The sequence below is a fragment of the Ensifer sp. SL37 genome, from assembly GCF_026672675.1.
Taxonomy (GTDB): domain Bacteria; phylum Pseudomonadota; class Alphaproteobacteria; order Rhizobiales; family Rhizobiaceae; genus Ensifer; species Ensifer adhaerens.
Window position 1 is genome coordinate 206,424 of sequence record NZ_JAPPRN010000006.1, and the last position, 23,708, is coordinate 230,131.

The 23,708-nt window shown below is 63.4% G+C and carries 24 protein-coding genes; 12 read left to right on the forward strand and 12 right to left on the reverse strand.

Annotated features, from left to right (window positions below; genetic code table 11):
• Positions 1-255: 255 nt before the first annotated feature.
• The 4 genes from fabF to fabD all read right to left on the reverse strand — a co-directional run bounded on the left by fabF (position 256) and on the right by fabD (position 4,034).
• Positions 256-1,521, reverse strand: a complete 1,266-nt coding sequence (fabF, locus tag OVA00_RS13090) for a beta-ketoacyl-ACP synthase II (protein WP_034803942.1) — start codon at positions 1,519-1,521, stop codon at positions 256-258.
• 221 nt (positions 1,522-1,742) lie between these two features.
• Complete coding sequence (locus tag OVA00_RS13095; protein ID WP_003531676.1) at positions 1,743-1,979, reverse strand: acyl carrier protein; 237 nt, start codon at positions 1,977-1,979, stop codon at positions 1,743-1,745.
• A gap of 333 nt (positions 1,980-2,312) precedes the next feature.
• Positions 2,313-3,050: a 3-oxoacyl-[acyl-carrier-protein] reductase gene (gene fabG / locus OVA00_RS13100; RefSeq protein ID WP_034803959.1), complete on the reverse strand. Its 738-nt coding sequence runs from the start codon at positions 3,048-3,050 to the stop codon at positions 2,313-2,315.
• Positions 3,051-3,089: 39 nt separating this feature from the next.
• A complete protein-coding gene (gene fabD, locus OVA00_RS13105; protein ID WP_113294212.1) occupies positions 3,090-4,034 on the reverse strand; it encodes an ACP S-malonyltransferase in 945 nt (314 codons plus the stop codon).
• A 339-nt stretch (positions 4,035-4,373) separates the two neighbouring features.
• Here fabD and OVA00_RS13110 point away from each other — a divergent pair, with 339 nt between their 5' ends.
• The 6 genes from OVA00_RS13110 (at position 4,374) to rplI (ending at position 8,699) form a co-directional block, all read left to right on the forward strand.
• Positions 4,374-5,417 (forward strand): aldo/keto reductase, encoded by a 1,044-nt coding sequence (locus OVA00_RS13110; RefSeq protein WP_113294213.1) that lies wholly within the window; start codon positions 4,374-4,376, stop codon positions 5,415-5,417.
• Positions 5,418-5,436: 19 nt separating this feature from the next.
• Positions 5,437-5,949 (forward strand): ClbS/DfsB family four-helix bundle protein, encoded by a 513-nt coding sequence (locus tag OVA00_RS13115; protein ID WP_060580932.1) that lies wholly within the window; start codon positions 5,437-5,439, stop codon positions 5,947-5,949.
• A 274-nt stretch (positions 5,950-6,223) separates the two neighbouring features.
• Positions 6,224-6,670: a 30S ribosomal protein S6 gene (gene rpsF / locus OVA00_RS13120; RefSeq protein WP_034803973.1), complete on the forward strand. Its 447-nt coding sequence runs from the start codon at positions 6,224-6,226 to the stop codon at positions 6,668-6,670.
• A gap of 26 nt (positions 6,671-6,696) precedes the next feature.
• Entirely contained in the window at positions 6,697-6,945 is a 249-nt protein-coding gene (rpsR, locus tag OVA00_RS13125) for a 30S ribosomal protein S18 (RefSeq protein WP_025426448.1), read from the forward strand.
• A gap of 192 nt (positions 6,946-7,137) precedes the next feature.
• On the forward strand, positions 7,138-8,091 hold the full coding sequence (locus OVA00_RS13130) for a DUF2232 domain-containing protein (protein ID WP_113294214.1): 954 nt from the start codon (positions 7,138-7,140) through the stop codon (positions 8,089-8,091).
• A 32-nt stretch (positions 8,092-8,123) separates the two neighbouring features.
• Positions 8,124-8,699 (forward strand): 50S ribosomal protein L9, encoded by a 576-nt coding sequence (gene rplI / locus OVA00_RS13135; protein ID WP_034803982.1) that lies wholly within the window; start codon positions 8,124-8,126, stop codon positions 8,697-8,699.
• A gap of 103 nt (positions 8,700-8,802) precedes the next feature.
• On the opposite strand, the gene OVA00_RS13140 is transcribed toward rplI, so the two are convergent.
• The 3 genes from OVA00_RS13140 to OVA00_RS13150 are packed head-to-tail and all read right to left on the reverse strand — an operon-like array spanning position 8,803 to position 12,080.
• Positions 8,803-9,900, reverse strand: a complete 1,098-nt coding sequence (locus tag OVA00_RS13140; RefSeq protein WP_113294215.1) for an HlyD family secretion protein — start codon at positions 9,898-9,900, stop codon at positions 8,803-8,805.
• 18 nt (positions 9,901-9,918) lie between these two features.
• Positions 9,919-11,631 carry an MFS transporter gene (locus OVA00_RS13145; protein ID WP_113294216.1) on the reverse strand — a complete coding sequence of 571 codons (1,713 nt, stop codon included), beginning with the start codon at positions 11,629-11,631 and terminating at the stop codon, positions 9,919-9,921.
• Between the two features lie 5 nt (positions 11,632-11,636).
• Complete coding sequence (locus tag OVA00_RS13150; RefSeq protein WP_034803983.1) at positions 11,637-12,080, reverse strand: MarR family winged helix-turn-helix transcriptional regulator; 444 nt, start codon at positions 12,078-12,080, stop codon at positions 11,637-11,639.
• 332 nt (positions 12,081-12,412) lie between these two features.
• On the opposite strand from OVA00_RS13150, the gene OVA00_RS13155 reads away from it, so the two are divergent.
• The gene (locus tag OVA00_RS13155; protein ID WP_043611355.1) at positions 12,413-13,915 is read left to right on the forward strand and encodes a replicative DNA helicase; all 1,503 of its coding nucleotides are present in this window, start codon (positions 12,413-12,415) and stop codon (positions 13,913-13,915) included.
• A gap of 117 nt (positions 13,916-14,032) precedes the next feature.
• Here OVA00_RS13155 and OVA00_RS13160 read toward each other — a convergent pair whose 3' ends face one another.
• From OVA00_RS13160 to OVA00_RS13170, 3 genes are all read right to left on the reverse strand, one after another.
• Complete coding sequence (locus OVA00_RS13160; protein ID WP_089043924.1) at positions 14,033-14,332, reverse strand: AzlD family protein; 300 nt, start codon at positions 14,330-14,332, stop codon at positions 14,033-14,035.
• On the reverse strand, positions 14,329-14,982 hold the full coding sequence (locus tag OVA00_RS13165; protein ID WP_268090329.1) for an AzlC family ABC transporter permease: 654 nt from the start codon (positions 14,980-14,982) through the stop codon (positions 14,329-14,331). Before OVA00_RS13165 ends, OVA00_RS13160 begins: the two co-directional genes overlap by 4 nt.
• Positions 14,983-15,138: 156 nt before the next feature.
• Positions 15,139-15,996 carry an AraC family transcriptional regulator gene (locus OVA00_RS13170; protein ID WP_060604336.1) on the reverse strand — a complete coding sequence of 286 codons (858 nt, stop codon included), beginning with the start codon at positions 15,994-15,996 and terminating at the stop codon, positions 15,139-15,141.
• A gap of 150 nt (positions 15,997-16,146) precedes the next feature.
• On the opposite strand from OVA00_RS13170, the gene alr reads away from it, so the two are divergent.
• From alr to OVA00_RS13195, 5 genes are all read left to right on the forward strand, one after another.
• Entirely contained in the window at positions 16,147-17,286 is a 1,140-nt protein-coding gene (gene alr / locus OVA00_RS13175; RefSeq protein WP_034803986.1) for an alanine racemase, read from the forward strand.
• Positions 17,287-17,435: 149 nt separating this feature from the next.
• Entirely contained in the window at positions 17,436-18,839 is a 1,404-nt protein-coding gene (radA, locus tag OVA00_RS13180; protein WP_034804296.1) for a DNA repair protein RadA, read from the forward strand.
• Positions 18,840-18,963: 124 nt separating this feature from the next.
• The gene (locus OVA00_RS13185; protein WP_034803987.1) at positions 18,964-19,587 is read left to right on the forward strand and encodes a CvpA family protein; all 624 of its coding nucleotides are present in this window, start codon (positions 18,964-18,966) and stop codon (positions 19,585-19,587) included.
• Positions 19,588-19,732: 145 nt separating this feature from the next.
• Positions 19,733-21,220 carry an amidophosphoribosyltransferase gene (gene purF, locus OVA00_RS13190; RefSeq protein WP_060522118.1) on the forward strand — a complete coding sequence of 496 codons (1,488 nt, stop codon included), beginning with the start codon at positions 19,733-19,735 and terminating at the stop codon, positions 21,218-21,220.
• Positions 21,221-21,232: 12 nt separating this feature from the next.
• Complete coding sequence (locus tag OVA00_RS13195; RefSeq protein WP_034803992.1) at positions 21,233-21,973, forward strand: SDR family NAD(P)-dependent oxidoreductase; 741 nt, start codon at positions 21,233-21,235, stop codon at positions 21,971-21,973.
• A gap of 108 nt (positions 21,974-22,081) precedes the next feature.
• Here the strand turns inward: OVA00_RS13195 and pssA are convergent, their stop codons facing one another.
• Together pssA and OVA00_RS13205 are read right to left on the reverse strand one after the other, a co-directional pair.
• Positions 22,082-22,957, reverse strand: a complete 876-nt coding sequence (pssA, locus tag OVA00_RS13200) for a CDP-diacylglycerol--serine O-phosphatidyltransferase (RefSeq protein WP_051659665.1) — start codon at positions 22,955-22,957, stop codon at positions 22,082-22,084.
• Between the two features lie 9 nt (positions 22,958-22,966).
• The gene (locus OVA00_RS13205) at positions 22,967-23,665 is read right to left on the reverse strand and encodes a phosphatidylserine decarboxylase (protein WP_034803995.1); all 699 of its coding nucleotides are present in this window, start codon (positions 23,663-23,665) and stop codon (positions 22,967-22,969) included.
• Positions 23,666-23,708 lie beyond the last annotated feature (43 nt).

Sequence of the window (23,708 nt, forward strand, 5' to 3'; positions counted from 1 at the left end):
GGCGGACGACCGACACTTTAATCCGGAACCACGGCCCGCGGCAAAAACCCGGCAAACCGCAATTCCAGGCAATGACTGAAGGGCAATCTGACAGATATGCCTTGCGCGAACATCGCGGTCGGCGAGCGCCGTCTTCCGTGACGACGCCTCCTCCCACCACATGCTTGTAGCGAGCAATACGGCAAAAGCTGGATCATCGCGCCGCCTTTGACGGTCGGCGCGACAATTGGCTCAAGCGACGCTCCGGGCGCGCGATCAGGCGCCGGTGTAGCGGCGCAGGACCAACGAGGCGTTGGTGCCGCCGAAGCCGAAGGAATTCGAGAGCGCCACGTTGATTTCGCGCTTGCGCGCGACATGCGGCACGAGGTCGATCTTCGTCTCGATCGACGGATTGTCGAGGTTCAGCGTCGGCGGCGCAATGTTGTCGCGGATCGCCAGTGCCGAGAAGATCGCTTCCACCGCGCCGGCAGCGCCGAGCAGATGGCCGATGGCCGACTTGGTCGAGGACATCGAGATCTTCGACGCGTGTTCGCCGACCAGGCGCTCGACGGCGCCAAGCTCGATCGTGTCGGCCATGGTGGAGGTGCCGTGGGCGTTGATGTAGTCGATATCGGCAGCCGTCAGGCCGGCTCGCTTCAGCGCCATCTGCATGCAGCGATAGGCACCGTCGCCATCTTCCGACGGAGCGGTGATGTGAAACGCATCGCCCGAAAGGCCGTAGCCGACGACTTCCGCATAGATCTTGGCGCCACGGGCCTTGGCATGCTCGAGCTCTTCGAGGATGACGACGCCGGCGCCCTCGCCCATGACGAAACCGTCACGGTCGATATCGTAGGGGCGCGAGGCCTTCTGCGGATCGTCATTGTGCTGGGTCGATAGCGCCTTGCAGGCGGCAAAGCCGGCGAGCGAGATCCGGCAGATCGGCGATTCCGCACCACCGGCCACCATGACGTCGGCATCGCCGAGCGCGATCAGGCGGCTCGCATCGCCGATCGCATGCGCGCCGGTCGAACAGGCGGTGACGACAGAGTGGTTCGGACCGCGCAGCTTGTGGCGGATCGACACCTGGCCCGAGGCAAGATTGATGAGCCGGCCGGGAATGAAGAACGGTGAGATGCGGCGGGGGCCCTTGTCGCGCAGCGTGTAGCCGCCTTCGACGATGCCTTCGAGACCGCCGATGCCCGAACCGATCAGCACGCCGGTCGCGATCTGGTCTTCATCGTTCTCCGGCTTCCAGCCGGCATCGGCCAGCGCCATGTCGGCCGCAGCCATTGCGTAGACGATGAATGGATCGACCTTGCGCTGCTCCTTCGGCTCCATCCAGTCGTCGGCATTGAAGGTAGCATCGGTGCCGTCGCCGAAGGGAATGCGGCAGGCAATCTTGGCAGGAAGGTCCTCGACCTCGAATTCGGTCACCTTGCGCGCGGCATTGTGCCCGGCAAGCAGGCGCGCCCACGTCGCCTCAGTTCCGCAACCCAAGGGAGATACCATGCCGGTACCGGTGATAACGACACGTCTCATAGTCCGCGACCCACCCTGACTTTTCCATTTCAGAGCCGGATCGGACCACGTGTAACGAACCCGATCCGGGCATCCATTTTAAGGTTCTTATTCACGATCAGAGGGATATGCGGGAAACGCTTGCTGATCGAAATCCCCGCTCAGCGCGGGATAGCCCACTTCCCTGGGCTGAAACGGGCCGCTTTAGGCGGCCCGTCCACGGCCGAAGCCGCTTTAAGGTATTAGGCCTGAGCCTTTTCGATGAACTTGACGGCGTCGCCGACAGTCAGGATCGAGTCAGCAGCGTCGTCCGGGATTTCAACGCCGAATTCTTCTTCGAAAGCCATGACCAGTTCGACGGTGTCGAGCGAGTCCGCGCCGAGGTCGTCGATGAAGCTTGCGCCTTCGCTGACCTTTTCGGCGTCGACGCCAAGATGATCAATAACAATTTTCTTTACGCGTTCTGCGATATCGCTCATGTCGGAGTTCCTCGACCTTCGTTTCTGTAGGCGCCTATTCCGGCACCGGTACTCTTCTGTAAGCCTGATAGACCAAGACGGCCCACCCGGCAATCCATCCAACCGGAACTGCGGCAAACCCAAGGCAGCCAAGGCTGCCGGGCACCTGGCGGGACCGGTCGACTGCTAACAGTCATGGCCCGATTAACACGGTTTAACGCTGTCGCAAAGTCCGAAAATGCCTGTCATTCGCTTGCTCAACATTGAATTTCAGGCATTTGGCAGGCGGCGTCCCGGGACGTTGAAGATCGCCCACCGCACAATCTCGGCGGGCGGCCCATCCCGGAAAGCGGATCAGATCATGGCCATGCCGCCATTGACGTGAATCGTCTGGCCGGTGACGTAGCCCGCTTCGTTGGAAGCGAGGTAAACGACCGCCGAAGCGATTTCAGCGCCGGTGCCCATCCGCTTCATCGGGATCGCGCCCATGATCGCGTCCTTCTGCTTGTCGTTGAGCTTGCCGGTCATCGCGCTTTCGATGAAGCCCGGAGCCACGCAGTTGACCGTGACGTTGCGCGTCGCGATTTCCTGGGCCAGCGACTTGGAGAAGCCGATCATGCCGGCCTTGGAGGCGCAGTAGTTCGCCTGGCCGGGGTTGCCGGTGACGCCGACGATGGAGGTGATGTTGACGATGCGGCCGAAACGGCGACGCATCATCGGATGGGTGAGTTCGCGCGTCAGGCGGAACACGGCCGTCAGGTTCACTTCGAGAACGGCATCCCAGTCCTCGTCGCTCATGCGCACGAAGAGACCGTCCTTGGTGATGCCGGCATTGTTGACGAGGATGTCGACGCCGCCAAGCTCGGCTTCGGCCTTCTCGCCGAGCGCCTTGACTTCGGCGCGGTCGGAAAGGTTTGCCGGGAAGAGCTGCACGCGATCGCCAAGTTCGTTGGCAAGCGCTTCCAGCTTTTCGACGCGGGTGCCGTGCAGACCGACGGTCGCGCCCTGGGCGTGCAGCATGCGGGCGATTTCTTCGCCGATACCACCGGATGCACCGGTAACGAGAGCCTTGCGGCCGGAAAGATCAAACATCTCTTTGATTCCTTATAACTGGAGCGCCTAGGCGTTCGCTCAGGCGAGCAAGGCGGCGAGTGCTGCGTCGATATCGGCGGGCGTATTGACGGCGATACCGTTGACGGTCTTGTCGATGCGGCGGGCAAGCCCGGTCAGGACCTTGCCGGAGCCGAGTTCATAAAGCGTCGTGACATTGTTGGCGGCAAACCATTCGACCGTCTCGCGCCAGCGGACCTGGCCGGTGACCTGCTCGACCAGCAGCCGGGCGATCTCGTCGGCATCGCTGACCGGGGCGGCGAGCACATTGGCGATGACAGGCATCACCGAATTGCGCTTCTCGACCTTGGCCAGCGCCTCGCGCATCGCGTCGGCAGCCGGCGCCATCAGCGCGGAATGGAAGGGGGCAGAGACGGGCAGCATCAGAGCGCGCTTGGCGCCCTTTTCGGAAGCGAGTGCTGCGGCCTTCTCGACGGCAGCCTTCTCGCCGGAGATCACCAGCTGGCCGCCACCATTGTCGTTGGCGATCTGGCAGGAACCGAGCGCGGAGGCTTCGCGGCAGACGGCTTCGACATCCGCATGTTCGAGGCCGATGATCGCCGCCATTGCGCCCTTGCCGACGGGAACCGCCGCCTGCATGGCGTTGCCGCGGATGCGCAGGAGACGCGCCGTGTCGGCAATGGAGAAGGTACCGGCGACACAGAGCGCCGAGTATTCGCCGAGCGAATGGCCGGCGACGAAGGAAACCTTGGACTTGAGGTCGAGGCCCTTGGCTTCGAGCACGCGAATGACGGCCATCGATACGGCCATCAGCGCCGGCTGGGCGTTCGCCGTCAGCGTCAGTGTTTCCTCGGGGCCGTTCCACATGATCTCGGACAGCTTCTGGCCGAGTGCTTCATCGACTTCGGCAAAGACGGCTGCCGCTTCCGGAAAAGCGTCGGCCAGATCCTTGCCCATGCCGACAGCCTGGCTGCCCTGGCCTGGAAACGTGAATGCAATGCTCATGGGATCGTCCCTTCCCTAGATCACTAGGATTTCGGGTCGGCGCGACACGAAATCCTAGTGATCGGTTCTTATGAGTTAGAGCGGGATGCAGGCAGAAACCATACATCTCCGGCTTCCTCTCCATTCACATTCCTTACCGACGAGTCAAGCTTGGAGGCCGGCACGGACACGGCCGACGAGGCCTTTTGCCCTTGATCTTCAACAATCAAGGCGTAAGTTTGCCGCCCGATGTCGCTCTGCCCTACCCGATCACCAGGGTCGAGGCGACCGCTCCATTCCCGGTGCCAGCGCCCCTTCCCTCCCAGGTCGGCGCCGCCCTTCACAAGGATACTTATCTAGATGCGCTACAACACGCTTGGCCGCACCGGCATCAAGGTCTCGGAAATCTGCCTGGGCACCATGACCTGGGGTTCACAGAACTCCATCGCCGAGGCGCACGAGCAACTGGATTACGCCTTCGAAAAGGGCGTCAACTTCATCGACACGGCCGAACTCTACCCCACGACCCCGCTTTCGCCGGAGACCTATGGCGACACGGAACGCTTCATCGGCGAATGGCTGGCCAGGCGCGGCCGGCGCAATGAGGTCGTCGTTGCGACCAAGGTCGCCGGCCCCGGCCGCCCCTATATCCGCAACGGCAACCCGACGACACCCGAGGGCATCGACCAGGCGATCGACGCCAGCCTCAAGCGGCTGAAGACCGATTATGTGGACCTTTATCAGCTTCATTGGCCGAACCGCGGCCACTACCATTTCCGCAATGCCTGGTCCTATGACCCGTCCAGGCAGGACAAGGATCATGTCGCGAGTGACCTCCGGGCAATCCTCGACAAGCTCGGCGACCTCGTGAAAGCCGGCAAGGTCCGCGCCATCGGCCTCTCCAACGAAACGGCCTGGGGCACGATGAAGTTCATCGACATGGCGGAGCGTCATGGCCTGCCGCGCGTCGCCTCGATCCAGAACGAATACAACCTGCTTTACCGCGCCTACGACCTCGACCTGTCGGAGCTGTCGCACCACGAAGACGTGGGCCTGCTCGCCTATTCGCCGCTCGCCGCCGGCCTCTTAAGCGGCAAGTACCTCGATGGCGCGAAGCCGAAGGGCTCGCGACTTTCGATCAACGGCGATCTCGGCGGCCGCTTCACGCCGCACCAGGAACCGGCCGTCGAAGGCTATGTCAAACTGGCACGCGAGCACGGCCTCGATCCGGCGCAGATGGCCATCGCCTTCTGCCTGGCGCGGCCGTTCATGGCTTCCGTCATCATCGGCGCAACCTCGATGGAGCAGTTGAAGACCAACCTTGGCGCCGTCGACCTTACGCTGTCGCAGGACATCGTGAACGGGATCCGGCGGCTGCACCGGATCTACCCGATGCCGATCTGAGCGTGAGACCAGATCGGCGATGCCGGTACCCCAGACGAAAGCGGAACTGCTTGCGGCGATCGACGTCCAGTTCGCCAGGCTGATGCGCGAGCTGGAACGGGTTCCTGACGAGCGCTACCGCGAACCGTCGCTCGAAGGCCACGCCAAGGGCACGATGATGAGCGTCGGCGACCTCGTCGCCTACCTCATCGGCTGGGGCGAACTCGTGATCAAATGGATCGATCGCGATCAGCGCGGCGAGCTGGTCGACTTCCCCGAGACGGGCTATCAATGGAACGAACTCGGACGGCTTGCGCAGAAATTCTATGCGGACTTCCACGCTCTTTCGCCAGGCGAGCTTGTCGCCAGACTGAGGCGCAGCAAGGAGACGCTCGAGGTACTCATCAGGGATCGCGACGAGCGGACGCTTTACGGGCGGCCATGGTACGGAAAATTCACGCTCGGACGCATGATCCAGTTCAATACTTCCTCTCCCTATGCCAACGCCCACGGCCGCCTGCGCAAATGGAAAAAGGTGAACGGGCTGGCGTAGAAAGCGGAAAAGACGCGGCAAGCCTTGCCTTCCGCGGAAAAATGCGTATAAGCGCGCTGTTCGAAATGCCCGGTCTTCTGGCTGGTGGCTGAACGGAGGGCCGGCTTCCTCGAGGGGAGCCGTTAGGATTGCACGTCTTTCCGGCCTCCCGTGTCTCCGCTCTCGACCGTCTCGATACAACACTTTCTTGCCGGCTGCCTGCAGCCACTAAGAACAGTCGTTGAGGCTTAGCCGCCGAGGTCCGGGCTGATTAACGCAAGAAAGGCAAGCCACAATGGCTCTTTATGAACACGTATTCCTGGCCCGCCAGGACATCACGCCGCAGCAGGTCGACGGTCTCGTCGAGCAGTACAAGGGCGTGCTCGAAGCAAACGGCGGCAAGGTCGGTCGCGTCGAGAACTGGGGCCTGAAGTCCCTCACCTACCGCATCAAGAAGAACCGCAAGGCTCACTACGTTCTCATGGACATCGATGCTCCGGCAGCGGCTGTTCACGAAATCGAGCGCCAGATGCGCATCAACGAAGACATCCTGCGCTACATGACGATCGCCGTCGAGAAGCACGAGGAAGGCGCGTCTGCCATGATGCAGAAGCGCGACCGCGACGACCGTCCGCGCCGCGATGGCGACCGTCCGGAGCGTGGCTTCGGCGACCGTGGTCCGCGTCCGGACCGTGGCGACCGCGAAGACCGCCCGCGCCGTCCGCGCGAAGACCGCGCGTAATCAAGAAGCTTTAGGAGATTAAGACAATGGCTGAAGTTTCTTCCGCTCCGGTTCGTCGCCCGTTCCACCGCCGCCGCAAGACCTGCCCCTTCTCGGGCGCAAACGCTCCGCGGATCGACTACAAGGACATCCGTCTTCTGCAGCGCTACATTTCCGAGCGCGGCAAGATCGTTCCTTCCCGCATCACGGCCGTTTCCCAGAAGAAGCAGCGCGAACTCGCCCAGGCGATCAAGCGTGCACGCTTCCTCGGCCTGCTGCCCTACGTCGTTTCCTAAGAACGGCTGACTCTCCGTCAGTCTTCTGACTCGACGGAACCCGACTTGTTGGGAGAGGCGCTCCCCTAAGGTGAGCGCCTCTTTCTCTCCCTTCCGCGATGGGCGCGGATCGGAACCGGCGCGATGCGCCAAAATCCCATGCTGGGGCTGCGCTTTGGCCATCCCCTAACTGCACGAAGCAGGACAGCGAACGTGACGAATGTGAACAGGACATCGCTGCTGACCGGCGTTCTCGCCGGCTTTACCGCCGCCCTCTTGTCGATGGGCGCGAATACGCAGTCGTCTCTTGCGATCGTCCTTTATGCCGCTTCGGCACTTCCAATCCTGATTGCCGGCCTCGGCTGGGGCAATGCCGCAGCGATCACCGCGATCGTCACGGCCGGTGCCACCGGTGCCGTTCTCGTTTCGCCCTACTTCGCGCTGCTGATCCTCGTTGTCACGCTGATCCCGGCCGGTTGGCTGAGCCATCTCGCCAATCTCGCCCGTCCGGCGTCCGAACTCGGCGGCCCGGACGAGGCGCTTGCCTGGTATCCGCTCTCCGATATCCTCAGCCATCTCGCCGGTCTGGTGACCGTCGGCATGATCATCGTCGGCGTGATCGTCGGTTATGGAGCCGATATCTCCGATCGCATGGTCGATATCGTCATTCAGGCCGTGAAGGCGCAGGACAGCGCCTACAACCCGGATGCGGCTGCCATCGCCCAGATCAAGTCGCTTTTCACCCTCGCTTTGCCGCTCGTCCAGGGCGCGATCTGGGTGCTGATGCTGTTTACCGCCTACTACCTCGCCACCCGCATCGTGCAGATGTCCGGCCGGTCGTTGCGCCCGCGCGAGGACATTCCGTCGACGCTGCGCATGCACCGCAACGCGATCTTCGTCTTTCTCGGCGGCCTGGTCCTCACCTTCCTCGGCGGCGCACCCGCAACGATCGGCGCGCTGATCTGCGGAACCTTCGGCGCGGGCTTCCTGCTTGCCGGTTTCGCCTCCTTCCATTTCCGCACACGCGGCAAGTCCTGGCGGCTTCCCGTGCTGTGGATTGCATACCTGTCGGTGCTCGTGTTCACGATCCCGGCATTCTTCTTCCTCCTGTCCGGCCTGATCGATACGCGACGCACCATCGCGGTCACGCCGGTTGGAAAAAACTGACCAACGAACTGGAACTCTGAAAGGAAACCAACATGGAAGTCATTCTTCTCGAACGTATCGCCAAGCTCGGCCAGATGGGCGAAACCGTAAAGGTTCGCGACGGCTTTGCCCGTAACTACCTCCTGCCGCTCGGCAAGGCGCTGCGCGCCAACGCTGCCAACAAGGCCCGTTTCGAAGCTGAGCGTTCGACGCTCGAAGCCCGCAACCTCGAGCGCAAGTCGGAAGCCCAGGCTGTTGCCGAGAAGCTCGACGGCAAGTCGTTCATCATCGTCCGCTCGGCTGGCGAAACCGGCCAGCTCTACGGTTCGGTTGCTGCCCGCGACATCATCGAAGTGCTCGCTGCCGAAGGCTTCAACGTCGGCCGCAACCAGGTCGACCTCAACCAGCCGATCAAGTCGATCGGCCTGCACAAGGTCACGCTGCACCTGCACTCGGAAGTCGAGATCTCGGTTGAAGTCAACGTTGCCCGTTCGGCCGAAGAAGCCGGTCGCCAGGCAAAGGGCGAAAGCCTGACCTCGGCCGACGCCATCTACGGCGTTGACGAAGACGCCCTCAAGCCGGAAGACTTCTTCAACCCGGAAGCCGAATTCGAAGGCGAAGAAGAATAAGCCTTAAAGGCCATTCAACACGCGAAAGCCCGGATCATCGATCCGGGCTTTTTTCTTGGTTGCGCGGCCGTTTCTGGCAATGGCTCTGTGGGCCTCGGCCGTCTTATCCGTGGGCAGCAACAGGCGCGACACCGATGTTCGCCTGGTCCGGTGTAACGCGCACCGGCGCGTCCTTGTCGACGCGCACGACGACCGAAAGGCCGGGCGACAGCATTTCCGCCAGCGGCTGGCCGGGATCGACGACGATGCGCACGCCGACGCGCTGGGCCACCTTGGTGAAGTTGCCGGTGGCGTTGTCCGGACGGATGATGCTGAACTCGGAACCGGCGGCGGGCGAGAACCGCTCGATATGCCCCGTCAGCTCGTTCCGCTGCAGCGCGTCGACCGCGATGGCGACGGGTTGGCCCGCCTTCATGCCGTCGAGCTGCGTTTCCTTGAAATTGGCGACGACCCAGACGTCGTTCGGCACCAGCGCCAGGAGTTGCGAGCCGGCCGTCACATATTGACCGATCCGCGCGCCGATCTCACCGAGACGGCCGTCCCGCGGCGCGACGATGCGGGTGTTGTCGAGATCGATTCGCGCGAGTTCGACGGCCGCTTCCGCCCCGCTCACCGCGGCTTGCAATCCGGCACGCGCGCCAAGCGTCGTCGCCAGCGCCTGCTTCGACACTTCCAGCCCGGCCTCTGCCTGGCTCACGGCAGCGTCGGCCTGCTCAAAGCCTGCACGCGCCTGGTCGGCATCACTGCGGGTCGAAACACCCTTTTCCGCGAGCGGGCGGATGCGGTCCCAGGTCGCCCGGGCCCGATTGAAGGCAGCCTTGGCACCATCGAGCTGCGCCTGGCTGGCGGCGATGCCCGCCTTGGCGGAAAGCTCCTGCTGAAAGGAATTGGCAAGTGCGGCTTTCTGCCCGGCAAGCGTGGCTTCCGCCTGCGCCACCTTCTGCGCATAGATGCGGTCGTCGATCTTGACCAGCAGTTGCCCGGCCTTGACCGTCTCGTAGTCGTGCACCGGAACGTCGGCGACATAGCCCGCAAGCTGCGGGCTCATGATCGTTACAAAGCCGCGCACATAGGCATTCTCCGTCGATTCCACCGAACTGTGGAACGGCGGCAGCCGCCAGGCGTAGAGCACAAGGGCGATACCGGCGATGCCGGCGAGAAGAACGATGATGCTCGTGGGAGAGCGCAGGGATTTCAACATGGTCGTCAACTCTGTCAATCAGGTGGCCGGCATCGGCGCAGGAGCGGACAATCTCTGCCTGAGCCAGTTGTAGAAGATGTGCAGCAGCAGCCCGGCGAGCGCGAAAAGCGCGACCGCCGAGGCAAGCAGGAAGGCGTCGTTGTAGGCGAGGATGTAAGCTTCGCGGGTCACCTGTTGTGACAACAACACGGTGCCCTCGCCGCCGAGCAGGGTCTTGTCGCCCATCACCTTGGCGTAGGCGGCGGAAAGCTGGTTGACGCGCTGGGCAACCAGAGGGTTCGAGAGCACGATCTGTTCCGCGAGAAGGTTGGAATGAAACTTTTCACGGATCGTGACGAAGGTACCGAAGGCGGCGGAGCCGATCAGGCTGCCGATGCTCTGGGTAAAGAGGAAGATCACGATGAAGCTGAGGATATAGCTCGGCCCCTTGGCGAGCGCCGCCTTGAAGCCGCGCGCCATGGCCGGCGGCAGGAAGAGCGCCGTTCCGGACGCGATCATCGCCTGGCTCAGATACATCTGCTCCGGCCGTGTCAGGCTGGTCGCCTGGCTGTCCATGTAGGCGCCGGCCGCCAGGAGGCCGAGTGCCAGAATATGCACGCGCTCCGCATGTTCAGGATTCATCAGCGCGGCGCAAAGCAGACCGCCGCCGATGGCCGCAGCAAGGATGATCCAATAGAGGGTTGCGACCTGCTCGAACTGGAGACCGAGCTGCTGGTAGAAGTTCGCAGCAACAGTCGATTGTTCGGAGGCGACCAGCCGGAAAATCAAGAGAACGGCGGCAAAGTGCACGATCTCCTTTGAAGCGATCCAGCGCACGTCGATCAACGGCACCGGGCGATAAAGCTCGATCAGCACCGCGGTCGTCAGCGTCGCTATCGAGACGACCAGCAGGACGCCGAGCCAAGGAGCCTCGAACCACCAGTAGAGGCGCCCCATGGTCAGGACCACGGCGAGGCAGCCGAAGGCGACGGCGACGAGGAGGTAACTCAGGATATCCATGCGCTGGATAACCTTGGCATGCGGGACCGGCGTCAGCGGCAGCAGGTAGATGATCGGCAGCGCGATCAGCGCCAGCGCCATTTCCTGCGTGTAGAGCGCATGCCACTGGCCATATTCGATCAAGGTCGGCGAGATCAGGCGGGTGACCGGCGCGGAAATCGTCGTGCAGGTGAGCGCCAGCGCCAGCCCGACGGTCAGTTTGCGCGCCGGCGGAAAGGCTTCGAGCATGTAGAGGAAGCCGAGCGTCGACATCGGTGCGGCGGCAATGCCGCTGATGAAGCGCACGACGATCGCCGAATGCAGATCGGAAACGAAGACGTTCATCAACGAGACGACGACGAAACCGGCGATGCTGATTTCGGCAAAACGGCGCAGCCCGTATTGGGCGCGGATCTTCACCAGCGCGATCGACAGGCTGACATTCGGCGCCATGTAGGCCGCCGAGAGCCAGCCGGCTTCGATGGAGGTCGCCGAAAGCGAGCCCTGGACCTGCGTAAGGTTGGCGAGCGCCAGGTTCATGCCGAGCCCCTGCGTCAGGAACAGGAGCACGGAGCCCAGGACATAGACCGCCGAAAGCAACAGGCCTTTCTCGACGGGGGCCGGCACGGGGGTGGGCGCCGGTTCCGGCGCAATAACGGTTTCTCCACGTTGGTCCTCGTCGACGGCCTCCGCGGCCTCAAGCTCGGAGGCAAGGCGATTGTCGTTTGCGGCGGCCGTCGCGACTGCGCCCATCGCCGTCACTCCCGCGCCAGCGACTGAACATTGTCGGCGATCGCACGAACCACCCGCTTTGTCACGGCAAGCTCGGCTGCGTCGATGCCTTGCAGCACTTCGGCCCGGATTTCGTCGGCAAGCCTGAGGATCTCGTCGGCAACGGTGCGGCCGAGTTCGGTCATATGGATCTGCTTGGCGCGTCGGTCGGAGACCTCGACCCGCCGCTCGATGAAGCCCTGCTTCTCCATGCCGTCGAGCAGGCGCACCAGTGTCGGGGTCTCGATGTCGAGTTCGTCGGCGAGCTCCCGCTGGTTCAGGCCATCCTTCTTCGTCAAGGCGAAGAGCGCGCGGGCGCGCGACAGCGTCAGTCCCTTCTCCTTCACCCGCGCATCGAACACGGCGCGCAGCTTGCGATTGAGCAGCGACAGGGCATCGAACAGTTCGCGGTTCACGGTGGGCTGATACATTGGTATCTTTTCCATATTACTAGCATGCTAATTATTCTGCCTCTATCTAATCCAAATGCGGTGGATTTTCAAGATGCGGATTTGAGGCAGAGGAGGACGGCGCTACACTTCGTTTCGTCGGGAAGGTTCGGGTGATTCGCGGCGTCAACGACCAAATTTGTGACGACGGCATAATCCGCACATTTGCGAGCCCCCGCCTGTGGATCAGTCGAACAACGGGAACAGCGCCAGGCGCGGTGACGTCGCTTCGCGACTGTGTCGCTCGTGCACTTGACCCGGCCCGCGCTAAAACGCAAACCGGTGCCACACCAGACAGAGGCAGAGATAAACGAATGAACGAAGCGTCGCGAAAGCTATCCCCTATCGGCAAGGATCAGGCGGACCAGCACTACCGCGAGGCCCCGAACAACCTCGAGGCCGAGCAGGCGCTGCTTGGCGCGATCCTCGTCAACAACGACGCGTACTACCGCGTGTCGGACTTCCTGAAGCCGGTGCATCTGCACGAGCCGCTGCACCGCAAGATCTACGAAGTCGCCGGCGACATCATCCGCATGGGCAAGATGGCGAACCCGGTCACCATCAAGACCTTCCTCAAGGCCGACGAGAAGGTCGGCGACGTGACCGTCGCGACCTATCTTGCGCGCCTTGCCGGCGCTGCCGTCTCGATCATCAACGCCGAAGACTATGGTCGGGCTATCTATGACCTGGCGCTGCGCCGTTCGCTGATCACCATCGGCGAGGACATGGTCAACATCGCCTATGACGCGCCGCTCGACATGCCTCCGCAGGGCCAGATCGAAGACGCCGAGCGCCGTCTGTTCGAACTTGCCGAGACCGGTCGATACGACGGCGGCTTCCAGTCGTTTAACGACGCCGTGGCGCTCGCCATCGACATGGCCGGCCAGGCCTTCGAGCGCGACGGCAGCCTTTCGGGCATTTCAACCGGCATCCTGTCGCTTGATGGCCGGATGGGCGGCCTGCAGCGTTCCGACTTGATCGTGCTTGCCGGACGCCCCGGCATGGGCAAGACCTCGCTTGCCACCAACATCGCCTACAACATTGCTGCGGCCTACGAGCCGGAAGTCCAGGCGGACGGCTCGTTCAAGGCCAAGAACGGCGGCGTCGTCGGCTTCTACTCGCTCGAAATGTCGTCCGAACAGCTCGCCACCCGTATCATCTCCGAGCAGACCGAAGTCTCCTCCTCGAAGATCCGCCGCGGTGACATCTCCGAGGCCGACTTCGAAAAGCTCGTCGCCTGCTCGCAGATGATGCAGAAGGTGCCGCTCTACATCGACCAGACCGGTGGTATCTCGATCGCCCAGCTTTCCGCCCGCGCCCGGCGCTTGAAGCGCCAGCGCGGCCTCGACTGCCTGGTGGTGGACTACATCCAGCTCATGACCGGCTCGGGCAAATCCAGCGACAACCGCGTGCAGGAAATCACCCAGATCACCACCGGCCTCAAGGCGCTCGGCAAGGAGCTGAACGTTCCGATCATCGCGCTCTCGCAGCTCTCCCGTGGCGTCGAAAGCCGCGAAGACAAGCGGCCGCAGCTGTCCGACCTTCGTGAATCGGGCTCGATCGAGCAGGACGCCGACGTCGTGCTCTTCGTGTTCCGTGAGGAATACTACGTGAAGAACCTGGAGCCGCGCGACGAGTTCGACCCGAAGTACGAGGAATGGAAGATGAAGATGGAGCAGGTGAAGGGCACGGCCGACGTGATCATCGCCAAGCAGCGTCACGGACCGACCGGCACCGTGAAGCTCGCCTTCCAGTCGGAATTCACGCGCTTCACCGATCTCGCCGATCCATCCTTCACCCAGTACGAAGAACACTAGGGTTCCGTGGGGGCGGCCGGAGCGGGCTGGGAAAAATGTTTGCGGTTTTCCAGCCCGCTCTCAATCTCAAATGGCACGTGCCTTTTGGCTGAAGCGCGCCGCGCCAGCACAAACCTCTCAGAACACGAGGCGCAGCAGCGCCACCGAGACGACACCGACGGCGACCGATACCAGGAGCGGCAGCCGCATGGCGGCCACGGCCGTCGCGGCAGCGGCGATCGTTTCCGCCGGGCCAGTCACGAAGGCCGTCGGCGCGATAACCGCCATCAGCACGGCCGGTGGTATCGCCTCCAGTGCGCGCTTCTGGCTTTCCCCGATCGTCACATACCGGATCAGCACGAGGCCGCCGATGCGGGTCGCGATCGTCGCAACCGCCATGACGACGATGGCGAGCAGTGTATTTGGATCGACGGTCATGCATGGGCCTCCTTGCGTGCACCGGAGAGAAGCGCGGCCACGACCCCGGCCGCAGCCCCGGCAGCGATGTACCAGACCCCTGGCAGCAACTGATGCGTGAGCACGGCGGCACAAGCGCTAGCCACCAGAACGGTACCCGTCTCCCGTCCTTTCCAGAACCCCATGACCAGCACGATGAAGACGGCGGGGAACGCAAAGTCGAGGCCGGTAACCTTCGGATCGCCCAGGAAGGCCCCAAGCAACGCGCCCGCAAGGCTCGTCAGCACCCAAAGGCAGTAGAAAGGCACCGCAAGGCCCGCATACCAGGCAGGCGTCAGCTTGCCGTTGCTCGCCCGCATCTCGGCCATGGCCCAGATCTCGTCGGCCAGAAGCAGCACCGAGGCATAGCGGGCCGGGCCGGAGAAACTATCGAGCTTGCCGCCGATCGAAGCGCTCATCAGCACATGGCGGATGTTGACGAGCAGCGCCGAAAAGCCAAGCGCCGCCCAGGACGCCGGATGCGTCCAGATATCCATCGCGACGAACTGGGACCCGCCGGCAAAGACCAACGCGCTCATCAGCGCCACCTCGGCCGGCGCAAGTCCCTTGCTCGCCGCCACCGCACCGAACACGAGGCCGACCGGCATGACCGCGACGATCAGCGGCGTCATAGCAACCGCCGCCGCCCGAAATTCCTGGAACGCACTTCTTTCCTGCAACGTCCACGTCTCCATTCGCGCGATGCGCCGCCCTTCCACACAGGCGCGCGATCGCAATTGCCCGAGTGTTCTAGGACTCGGGCTGCGGATCGTCTTGAACGAAAGTGATCAGCCGGCGCGGAAGGCCCCAGGGGTGACGCCGGTGCGCGCCTTGAAATGACGGCTGAAATGCGCCTGGTCGGCAAAACCGCATTGATAGGCTGCGTCCACCGCCGACCAGCCGTGCCGCAGCAGTGTCTTTGCCGCCCGCACGCGCTTGTCGGTCAGGAACGCATGCGGGGTGATGTGGAACTCCTTGCGGAACGCGCGGATGAGGTGGGCGCGGCTGAGGCCGGCGACCTTCGCCAGTTCCTCGAGCCCGACGTCCTCCGCATAGTTTTCCGCCAGGAAGTCGCGCGCCCGGTGCACGGCCGATTGCTCGCGCGTTTCGATCGGCGTGATGATCGTGCTGCCGTGGCGCTCGAACATCGCGGCAAGCACCGCGAACATTTTTTCCTCCGCCTCGAGCGTTGCCCCCGACACTTCGAGCGTGCGGTGGGCCTGATGGAAGGAAAGAGCCAGGTCCGGCGCCTGCAAAACACGCTTGGAGAAGGATGGCGTGCCCTTGAAAGCGCGTCCGGTGACATCCTCGATGATGCTCACCAGCAGTTCGGCGCTCGGATAGACCATGCGATAGCGATAGCCGCTGCCGCCCGGATGACCGTCGTGAATTTCGTCGGGATTGATCAGATAAAAGTATCCGGGGCCGGCCTCCGAACGCTCGCCCTTGATCTTGCTGATCTGCGAGCCGGCCTCGATGGCGCCGATGCTGAAGGTTTCGTGCGCGTGCGGCGCAAATTCATGGGTGATGAAGGTCGCCGTCAGACATTCCATGCCCATGAAGCGGGAATCCCGCCAGAAGCGCGTGCGCTCGGCGCCCTCTATCGGCATGACATCGATGGCTTCTTCCTGCGAAATTGTCTGCATGGCAAAACCATAGTGCGCCTGCGCGGCTGCGTCTTGCACAAAAGTGCTCGTTTGCCTGGTCCATCCGCGAGGGCGCTGCGACAGGGGAATATTTGCGACGCTCTGCGCTTGGCTGTATTGATCCTGGATCATCCACGCAGAGTGCCCGGCATGCTTCCTCCAGACTTCCTTTCCGCTTCCAACCGGCTCACGATCGATCTTGGCGCGCTTGTCGACAACTGGCGGGCAATGAACAAGCGCTCCGGCAAGGCGCGGGCCGCAGCCGTCCTCAAGGCGGATGCCTATGGCATCGGCATCGCGCAGGCGGCCCCTGCCCTCTATGCGGCCGGCGCCCGCGATTTCTTTGTCGCCAATGCCGAGGAAGGCGCAGCACTCCGTCCGCTTGCACCGGACGGCCGGATCTACATTCTCGCCGGGATGTGGCCGGGCAACGAGGCGCTGTTCTTCGACAACGATCTGGTGCCGGTCATCAACTCGGACGAGCAGCTGGCAGTGTTCATGGCCGCCCTTTCCGAGCGTGGCGACCACCCTTGCGTGCTGCATGTGGATACCGGCATGAACCGGCTCGGCCTTACGGTCGAGCAGGCCGTTGCGCTTGCGACAGACCCGGCGCGACCGGCAAGCTTTTCGCCGGTGCTGATCATGAGCCATCTCGTCAGCGCCGACGATCCGGACCATCGGCTGAATGGCCTTCAACTCCGTCGCTTCCATGAGGTGTCGACTGCCTATGAAGGGGTCGATGCGAGCCTTGCCAACTCCGGCGGCGTCTTCCTCGGGCCCGACTATCATTTCGACCTGACCCGGCCGGGCATCGCCGTCTATGGCGGCGAGGCGGTGAACGACATCCCCAACCCGATGAAGCCGGTGGTGACCGCCGAAGCACGGATCATCCAGGTGCGCGACGTGGCCGCCGGCGGCACCGCGAGCTATGGCGCCTCTGCCCGCTTCGACCGCGACAGTCGCATCGCCACGGTGGCTGTGGGATATGCCGATGGCTATCACCGTTCCGTCTCCGGCGGCGGCGTCACGCTCAGGCAGGCAACGCCATCAGGGGCCTTCGGTTTCCTGCACGGCCAGAAGGTCCCGCATGTCGGGCGCGTCACCATGGACCTCAGTCTCTTCGACGTCACGGACCTTCCTGAAAGCGCGGTACGACCGGGTGATTACATCGAGCTCTTCGGCCGGCACATCGCCATCGACGATGTCGCGCGCGCCGGAGGGACGATCGGCTACGAGATGCTGACCAGTCTCGGCCGCCGCTATATCAGGCACTATATCGACAGCGTCTGACGCGCTCCTTCAGCTCATTTTTCGGTTATTCTTGCAGAAATTCACCTTTTGTTCCGCACTTTGCGGCATTATGTGACGATACAGATGATTCTTTGCCGCCGACGTCCCCTCGCGACGTCGGCGGTCTCACATTCCGAAAGTCGATGCCGATGGCGAAAGCGCGTACCCAATTCATCTGCCAGAACTGCGGCACGATCCACACTCGCTGGGTGGGAAAATGCGAAGGCTGCGGCGAGTGGAACACGATCATCGAGGATGACCCGACGGCGGGCATCGGCGGCGGTCCGTCGCGCGCGCCGAAGAAGGGACGCCCGGTGGCACTCACCACCCTCTCGGGCGAGATCGAAGACGCGCCACGCATCCAGACAGGCATCTCGGAACTCGACCGGGTGACCGGAGGCGGCTTCGTGCGCGGATCGGCGCTGCTCGTCGGCGGCGATCCCGGTATCGGCAAGTCGACGGTGCTGATGCAGGCAGCGGCCGCGCTCTCGCGCCGCAAGCATCGCGTCATCTATGTCTCGGGCGAAGAGGCTGTGGCGCAGGTGCGTCTTCGCGCCCAGCGGCTGGGGGCTGCCGACAGCGATGTGCTGCTCGCTGCTGAGACCAACGTCGAGGACATTCTGGCGACGCTGTCGGAAGGCAAGCGCCCGGATCTCGTGATCATCGATTCGATCCAGACGCTCTGGAGCGACATCGTCGATTCCGCGCCGGGCACGGTGACCCAGGTTCGCACCGGCGTGCAGGCGATGATCCGCTTTGCCAAGCAGACGGGAACCGCCGTCGTGCTCGTCGGCCATGTGACCAAGGAGGGCCAGATCGCCGGTCCGCGCGTCGTCGAGCATATGGTCGACGCCGTGCTCTACTTCGAAGGCGACCGCGGCCATCACTATCGTATCCTGCGCACCGTCAAGAACCGCTTCGGCCCGACCGACGAGATCGGCGTGTTCGAAATGTCGGACAAGGGCCTGCGCGAGGTCGCCAACCCGTCGGAACTGTTTCTCGGCGAACGCAACGAGAAATCGCCGGGCGCCGCCGTCTTTGCCGGCATGGAAGGCACCCGCCCGGTTCTCGTCGAAGTGCAGGCGCTGGTCGCCCCGACCTCGCTCGGCACGCCGAGACGCGCCATCGTCGGCTGGGATTCCGCACGGCTCTCGATGATCCTTGCCGTGCTGGAAGCCCATTGCGGCGTGCGGCTCGGCCAGCACGACGTCTATCTCAACATCGCCGGTGGCTACCGCATTTCCGAGCCGGCGGCCGATCTAGCTGTGGCTTCCGCACTGGTTTCATCGCTTGCCGGGCTTGCCCTTCCGGCGGATTGCGTCTATTTCGGCGAAGTCAGCTTGTCGGGTGCCATCCGGCCGGTTGCGCATACCGCACAACGCCTTAAGGAAGCCGAGAAGCTCGGGTTCTCCCAGGCGGTCCTGCCGTCCGCTTCGACCGAACTGCCGAAAAACGGCAATGGCCGCTGGAGCGAGATGGAAAGCCTGCCCGATCTGGTGGCGCGCATCGCGGGGTCGCGAAACGCGCTGAGACCGGTGGAGGACGAAGACTGAAAGATGCGGATGCCGCAGGCCGCCCTTTAAGGGCCGCAAACAGGCTGCAAATGCCCTGAACTCAGGGCCGATGGCGGATAGGCTTGAGGAGACCCGGACGAACCGGGTCCGGAGTAAGGACAAAATGCCCATTACAATTCTCGACGGTATCGTTCTCGGCGTCGCCCTGTTTTCCGCAATCCTGGCCATGGTTCGAGGCTTCTCGCGCGAGGTGCTTTCGGTCGCGAGCTGGGTGGGTGCGGCGGCTGCCGCCTACTTCCTCTACCCGCATCTCCTGCCCTACGCGAAGCAGTATACCAACAGCGACACGGTCGCGATGATCGGATCGGCGGCGGTGATCTTCCTGATCGCGCTCATCATCATCTCCTTCATCACCATGCGGATCGCCGATTTCATCATCGACAGCCGCATCGGCGCGCTCGACCGCACGCTCGGCTTCCTGTTCGGCGCTGCCCGCGGCATCCTTTTGGTCGTCGTCGCCATGCTGTTCTTCAACTGGCTCGTCGCTCCCCAGCAGCAGCCGACCTGGGTCACCCAGGCCAAGTCGAAGCCGCTGCTCGACAATCTCGGCAACAAGCTGATCGCGCTTTTGCCCGAAGAAGCCGACGCCACCATTCTCGATCGCCTGCGCGGCAAGGACACGACCGGTGAAGGCGAAGGCGAAGCGCCGGCAACGACGCCCGGCCAGGCACCTGCGACGACGCCAGACCAGGCGCCCGCCGACGACGCCCCGGCCACCAACGGCTGAGACAGGAACGATTTGCCGACAAAGCCCGCCCCGCGGGCTTTGTCCTTTTGGGGAATAACGCTTGCAGCCGTTTTCAGCTAAGATTGCTTGAAGACGGCGGGCCTGATCACGATATGCGCACCGGTACGGAGCAAAGGCGACTGTGATGACCGATAGATCCATCGAAATCCACGATGAACTCGAAGGCGACGAGCTGCACGAAGAGTGCGGCGTCTTCGGCATACTGGGGCACTCGGACGCGGCGGCGCTGACGGCGCTGGGCCTGCATGCGCTCCAGCATCGCGGCCAGGAAGCAGCCGGCATCGTCACCTTTGACGGCAAGCAGTTCTGCACCGAGAAGCGCATGGGCCTCGTCGGCGACCACTACACGGATCCGGCGACCCTGGCGAAACTGCCGGGCTTCATGTCGATCGGCCACACCCGCTACTCGACGACGGGTGAAGTGGCGCTGCGCAACGTGCAGCCGCTCTTTGCCGAACTCGAAGTCGGTGGCATTGCGGTCGCCCATAACGGTAACTTCACCAACGGCCTCACGCTTCGCCGGCAGCTGATCGCCGACGGCGCCATCTGTCAGTCGACCTCGGATACCGAAGTCGTGCTGCACCTGATTGCCCGCTCGAAGCAGTCCTCCTCTTCCGACCGCTTCATCGATGCCATCCGCCAGATGGAAGGCGGCTATTCGATGCTGGCGATGACGCGCACGAAGCTGATCGCCGCACGTGATCCGATCGGCATCCGTCCGCTCGTGATGGGCGAACTCGACGGCAAGCCGATCTTCTGCTCCGAGACCTGCGCACTCGACATCATCGGCGCGACCTATGTCCGCGACGTCGAGAACGGCGAAGTCATCATCTGCGAGATCCAGCCCGACGGTTCGATCACCATCGACGCGCGCAAGCCGGAGGTTTCGCAGCCCGAGCGTCTTTGCCTGTTCGAGTATGTCTACTTCGCTCGGCCGGACTCGGTCGTCGGCGGCCGCAGCATCTATGTGTCGCGCAAGAACATGGGCATCAACCTCGCCAAGGAAGCGCCGGTCGAGGCCGACGTCGTGGTTCCGGTGCCGGATGGCGGCACGCCGGCCGCCCTCGGCTATGCCCAGCAGAGTGGCATCCCCTTCGAATACGGTATCATCCGCAACCACTATGTCGGCCGCACCTTCATCGAGCCGACGCAGCAGATCCGCGCCTTCGGCGTCAAGCTCAAGCATTCCGCCAACCGCGCGATGATCGAGGGCAAACGCATCATCCTCGTCGACGATTCGATCGTGCGCGGCACGACATCGGTAAAGATCGTGCAGATGATGCGCGAGGCCGGTGCGCGCGAGGTGCATGTGCGCGTCGCGAGCCCGATGATCTTCCATCCGGACTTCTACGGCATCGACACGCCGGATCGTGACAAGCTGCTCGCCAACCAGCATGCGGACCTCGCCTCCATGTGCCGCTACATCGGCGCGGACTCGCTCGAGTTCCTGTCGATCGACGGTCTTTATGAGGCGGTCGGCGGCGAAAAGCGCGATCCGAAGTCGCCGCAGTTCACCGACCACTATTTCACCGGGGACTATCCGACCCGCCTTCTCGACCAGGAAGGCGCCAGCAATGTCCGCAAACTCTCGGTTCTCGCCAGCAACGGATAATCAGACAGAAAAATGACGATCGATCTCAAAGGCCGGGTGGCCGTGGTCACCGGCGCATCGCGCGGTATCGGCTATTTCACCGCTCTCGAACTGGCCAAGGCCGGAGCCCATGTGGTTGCCTGCGCCCGCACCGTCGGCGGTCTCGAAGAACTCGACGACGCGATCAAGGCGGCGGGCGGCTCGGCGACGCTGGTGCCCTTCGACCTTGCCGACATGCCGGCGATCGACAAGCTCGGTGGCGCGATCAACGAACGCTGGGGTAAGCTCGACATCCTCGTTGCCAATGCCGGCGTGCTTGGCACGATCTCGCCGATCGGGCATGTCGAGGCGAAGGTGTTCGACAAAGTGATGAACATCAACGTCAACGCCACCTGGCGGCTGATCCGTTCGCTCGAGCCGCTGCTGATCAAGTCGGATGCCGGCCGTGCGCTGATCCTGTCGTCGAGCGCTGCACACAAGTGCAAGCCCTTCTGGGGGCCCTACTCCGCTTCGAAGGCTGCCGTCGAGGCTCTGGCCCGTACCTGGGCCGGCGAGACGCAGCGCCTGCCGCTGCGCATCCTCTCGGTCGACCCCGGCGCCACCCGTACCGCGATGCGCGCTCAGGCGATGCCGGGCGAGGATCCGGAAACCGTGCCGCATCCTTCGGAAGTCGCAGCCAAGCTGCTGCCGCTGGTTGGCCCCAACCAGACCGAGACCGGCAAGCTCTACATCGTGCGCGAAGACAAGATTGTCGACTACCGGCTGCCGGAATAAGCTTCGTCACACCGCTCAAATGAGAAAGGCCACCGTGTCGTCACGGTGGCCTTTTTATTTTGGGCATTGCCGGTCGGAAAGCCGATTCACGCCGCTCGCGGACTTGCGTTAGTCCTTGTCGCCCGGCAGGCCGTCGCCGCCGGTCGAAGGATGGGCCGGCCAGTCGCCGCCATATTTGCGCTGCCAGGATCGCGCGCCGAAGGGCAGCGTGATCAGGTAGCCAAGCGCCGTCACCGCCATCGTTTCCCATGTGTAGGTCATCAGCGTCGCGACGTAGAAGACGACGCCGAGGATCGCCGGCAGAACGAGGTCGCGGCGCACGCGGCTGTTTTCCGACTTGCCGGACCAGACAGGCAGACGGCTGACGAGCAGAAAGGCGATCAGCACCGTGTAGGCGGATGCGATGAGCGCGAAGGTGCGTTCTGGCGCCAGGCCCAGGAGGCCGAGATAGACCGGCAACAGCACCAGCATGGCGCCCGCGGGCGCCGGCACGCCGACGAAATATTCCGACTGCCAGGACGCCTTGACCTGGCGCTCCGCCATCACGTTGAAGCGGGCGAGCCTCAGGCCCATCGCGATCGCGTAGATCAGTGCCGCGATCCAGCCGATCGAACGCGCCTGGTCGAGGATGAAGACATAGAGCACGAGGGCCGGCGCGACACCGAAGTTGATGATATCGGCGAGCGAATCCATCTGGCCGCCAAAGTTCGACGTCGCCTTCAGGGCGCGCGCGACACGGCCGTCGATGCCGTCGAGAAAGGCGGCGAGCAACACCATGGCAACGGCAAGCTCGATGCGGTTTTCAAAGGCGAGCCGGATACCCGAGAGGCCGGCGCAGATCGCGAGCACGGTGATCAGATTGGGGATCATCAACCGTAGCGGGATTTCGCGCAGCCGTGGGCCGCGTGCGGTATCGCTCGAGCCGCTGGCGTCCTCGGACGCCTGCCGCGTGTCGATCGGTTTTTCCTGTTCAGAGCCTTCCATAGACACTCCTTATGCGCGGCGGCTGATGACCGGGCCCTTGGCCGAGCCAAACTCGGCGAGCACGGTTTCGCCCGCAACGGCAGTCTGCCCGACGCTGACGCGCGGCTCGGAGCCGGCCGGCAGGAACACGTCGAGACGCGAGCCGAAGCGGATCAGGCCGAAGCGTTCACCGGCCTCCAGCGAGCCGTTCTCGTACTTCCAGCACAGGATGCGGCGGGCAACGAGACCGGCGATCTGAACGACGCCGATGGCGCCGTGTTTTGTATCGATCACCAGACCGTTGCGCTCGTTCTCCTGGCTCGCCTTGTCGAGCTCGGCATTGACGAACTTGCCGGCGCGATAGGCGACGCGGGTGATGGTACCGGCCATCGGCGCGCGGTTCACGTGGCAGTTGAACACATTCATGAAAACGGAGATGCGCAGCATCGGTTCCGAACCGAGGTTCAGTTCTTCCGGTGGCAGGACCGTCGCGATCGACGACACGCGGCCGTCGGCCGGGCTGATCACCAGATCGTCGTCGAGCGGCGTCATGCGCTCGGGGTCGCGGAAGAAGTAAGCGCACCACGCGGTCAGCACGAAGCCGATCCACATCAACGGCTCCCACAGGAAGCCAAGCACCAGCGACACGACGAAGAAGATCGCAACAAAGCGGTAGCCTTCCTTGTGCACCGGGACGAGCGTGTTGCGGATCGTATTGACCAGGCTCATGAACTCTACTCCAGATTTTCCGTGGAACGTGATCGTTTTCTAT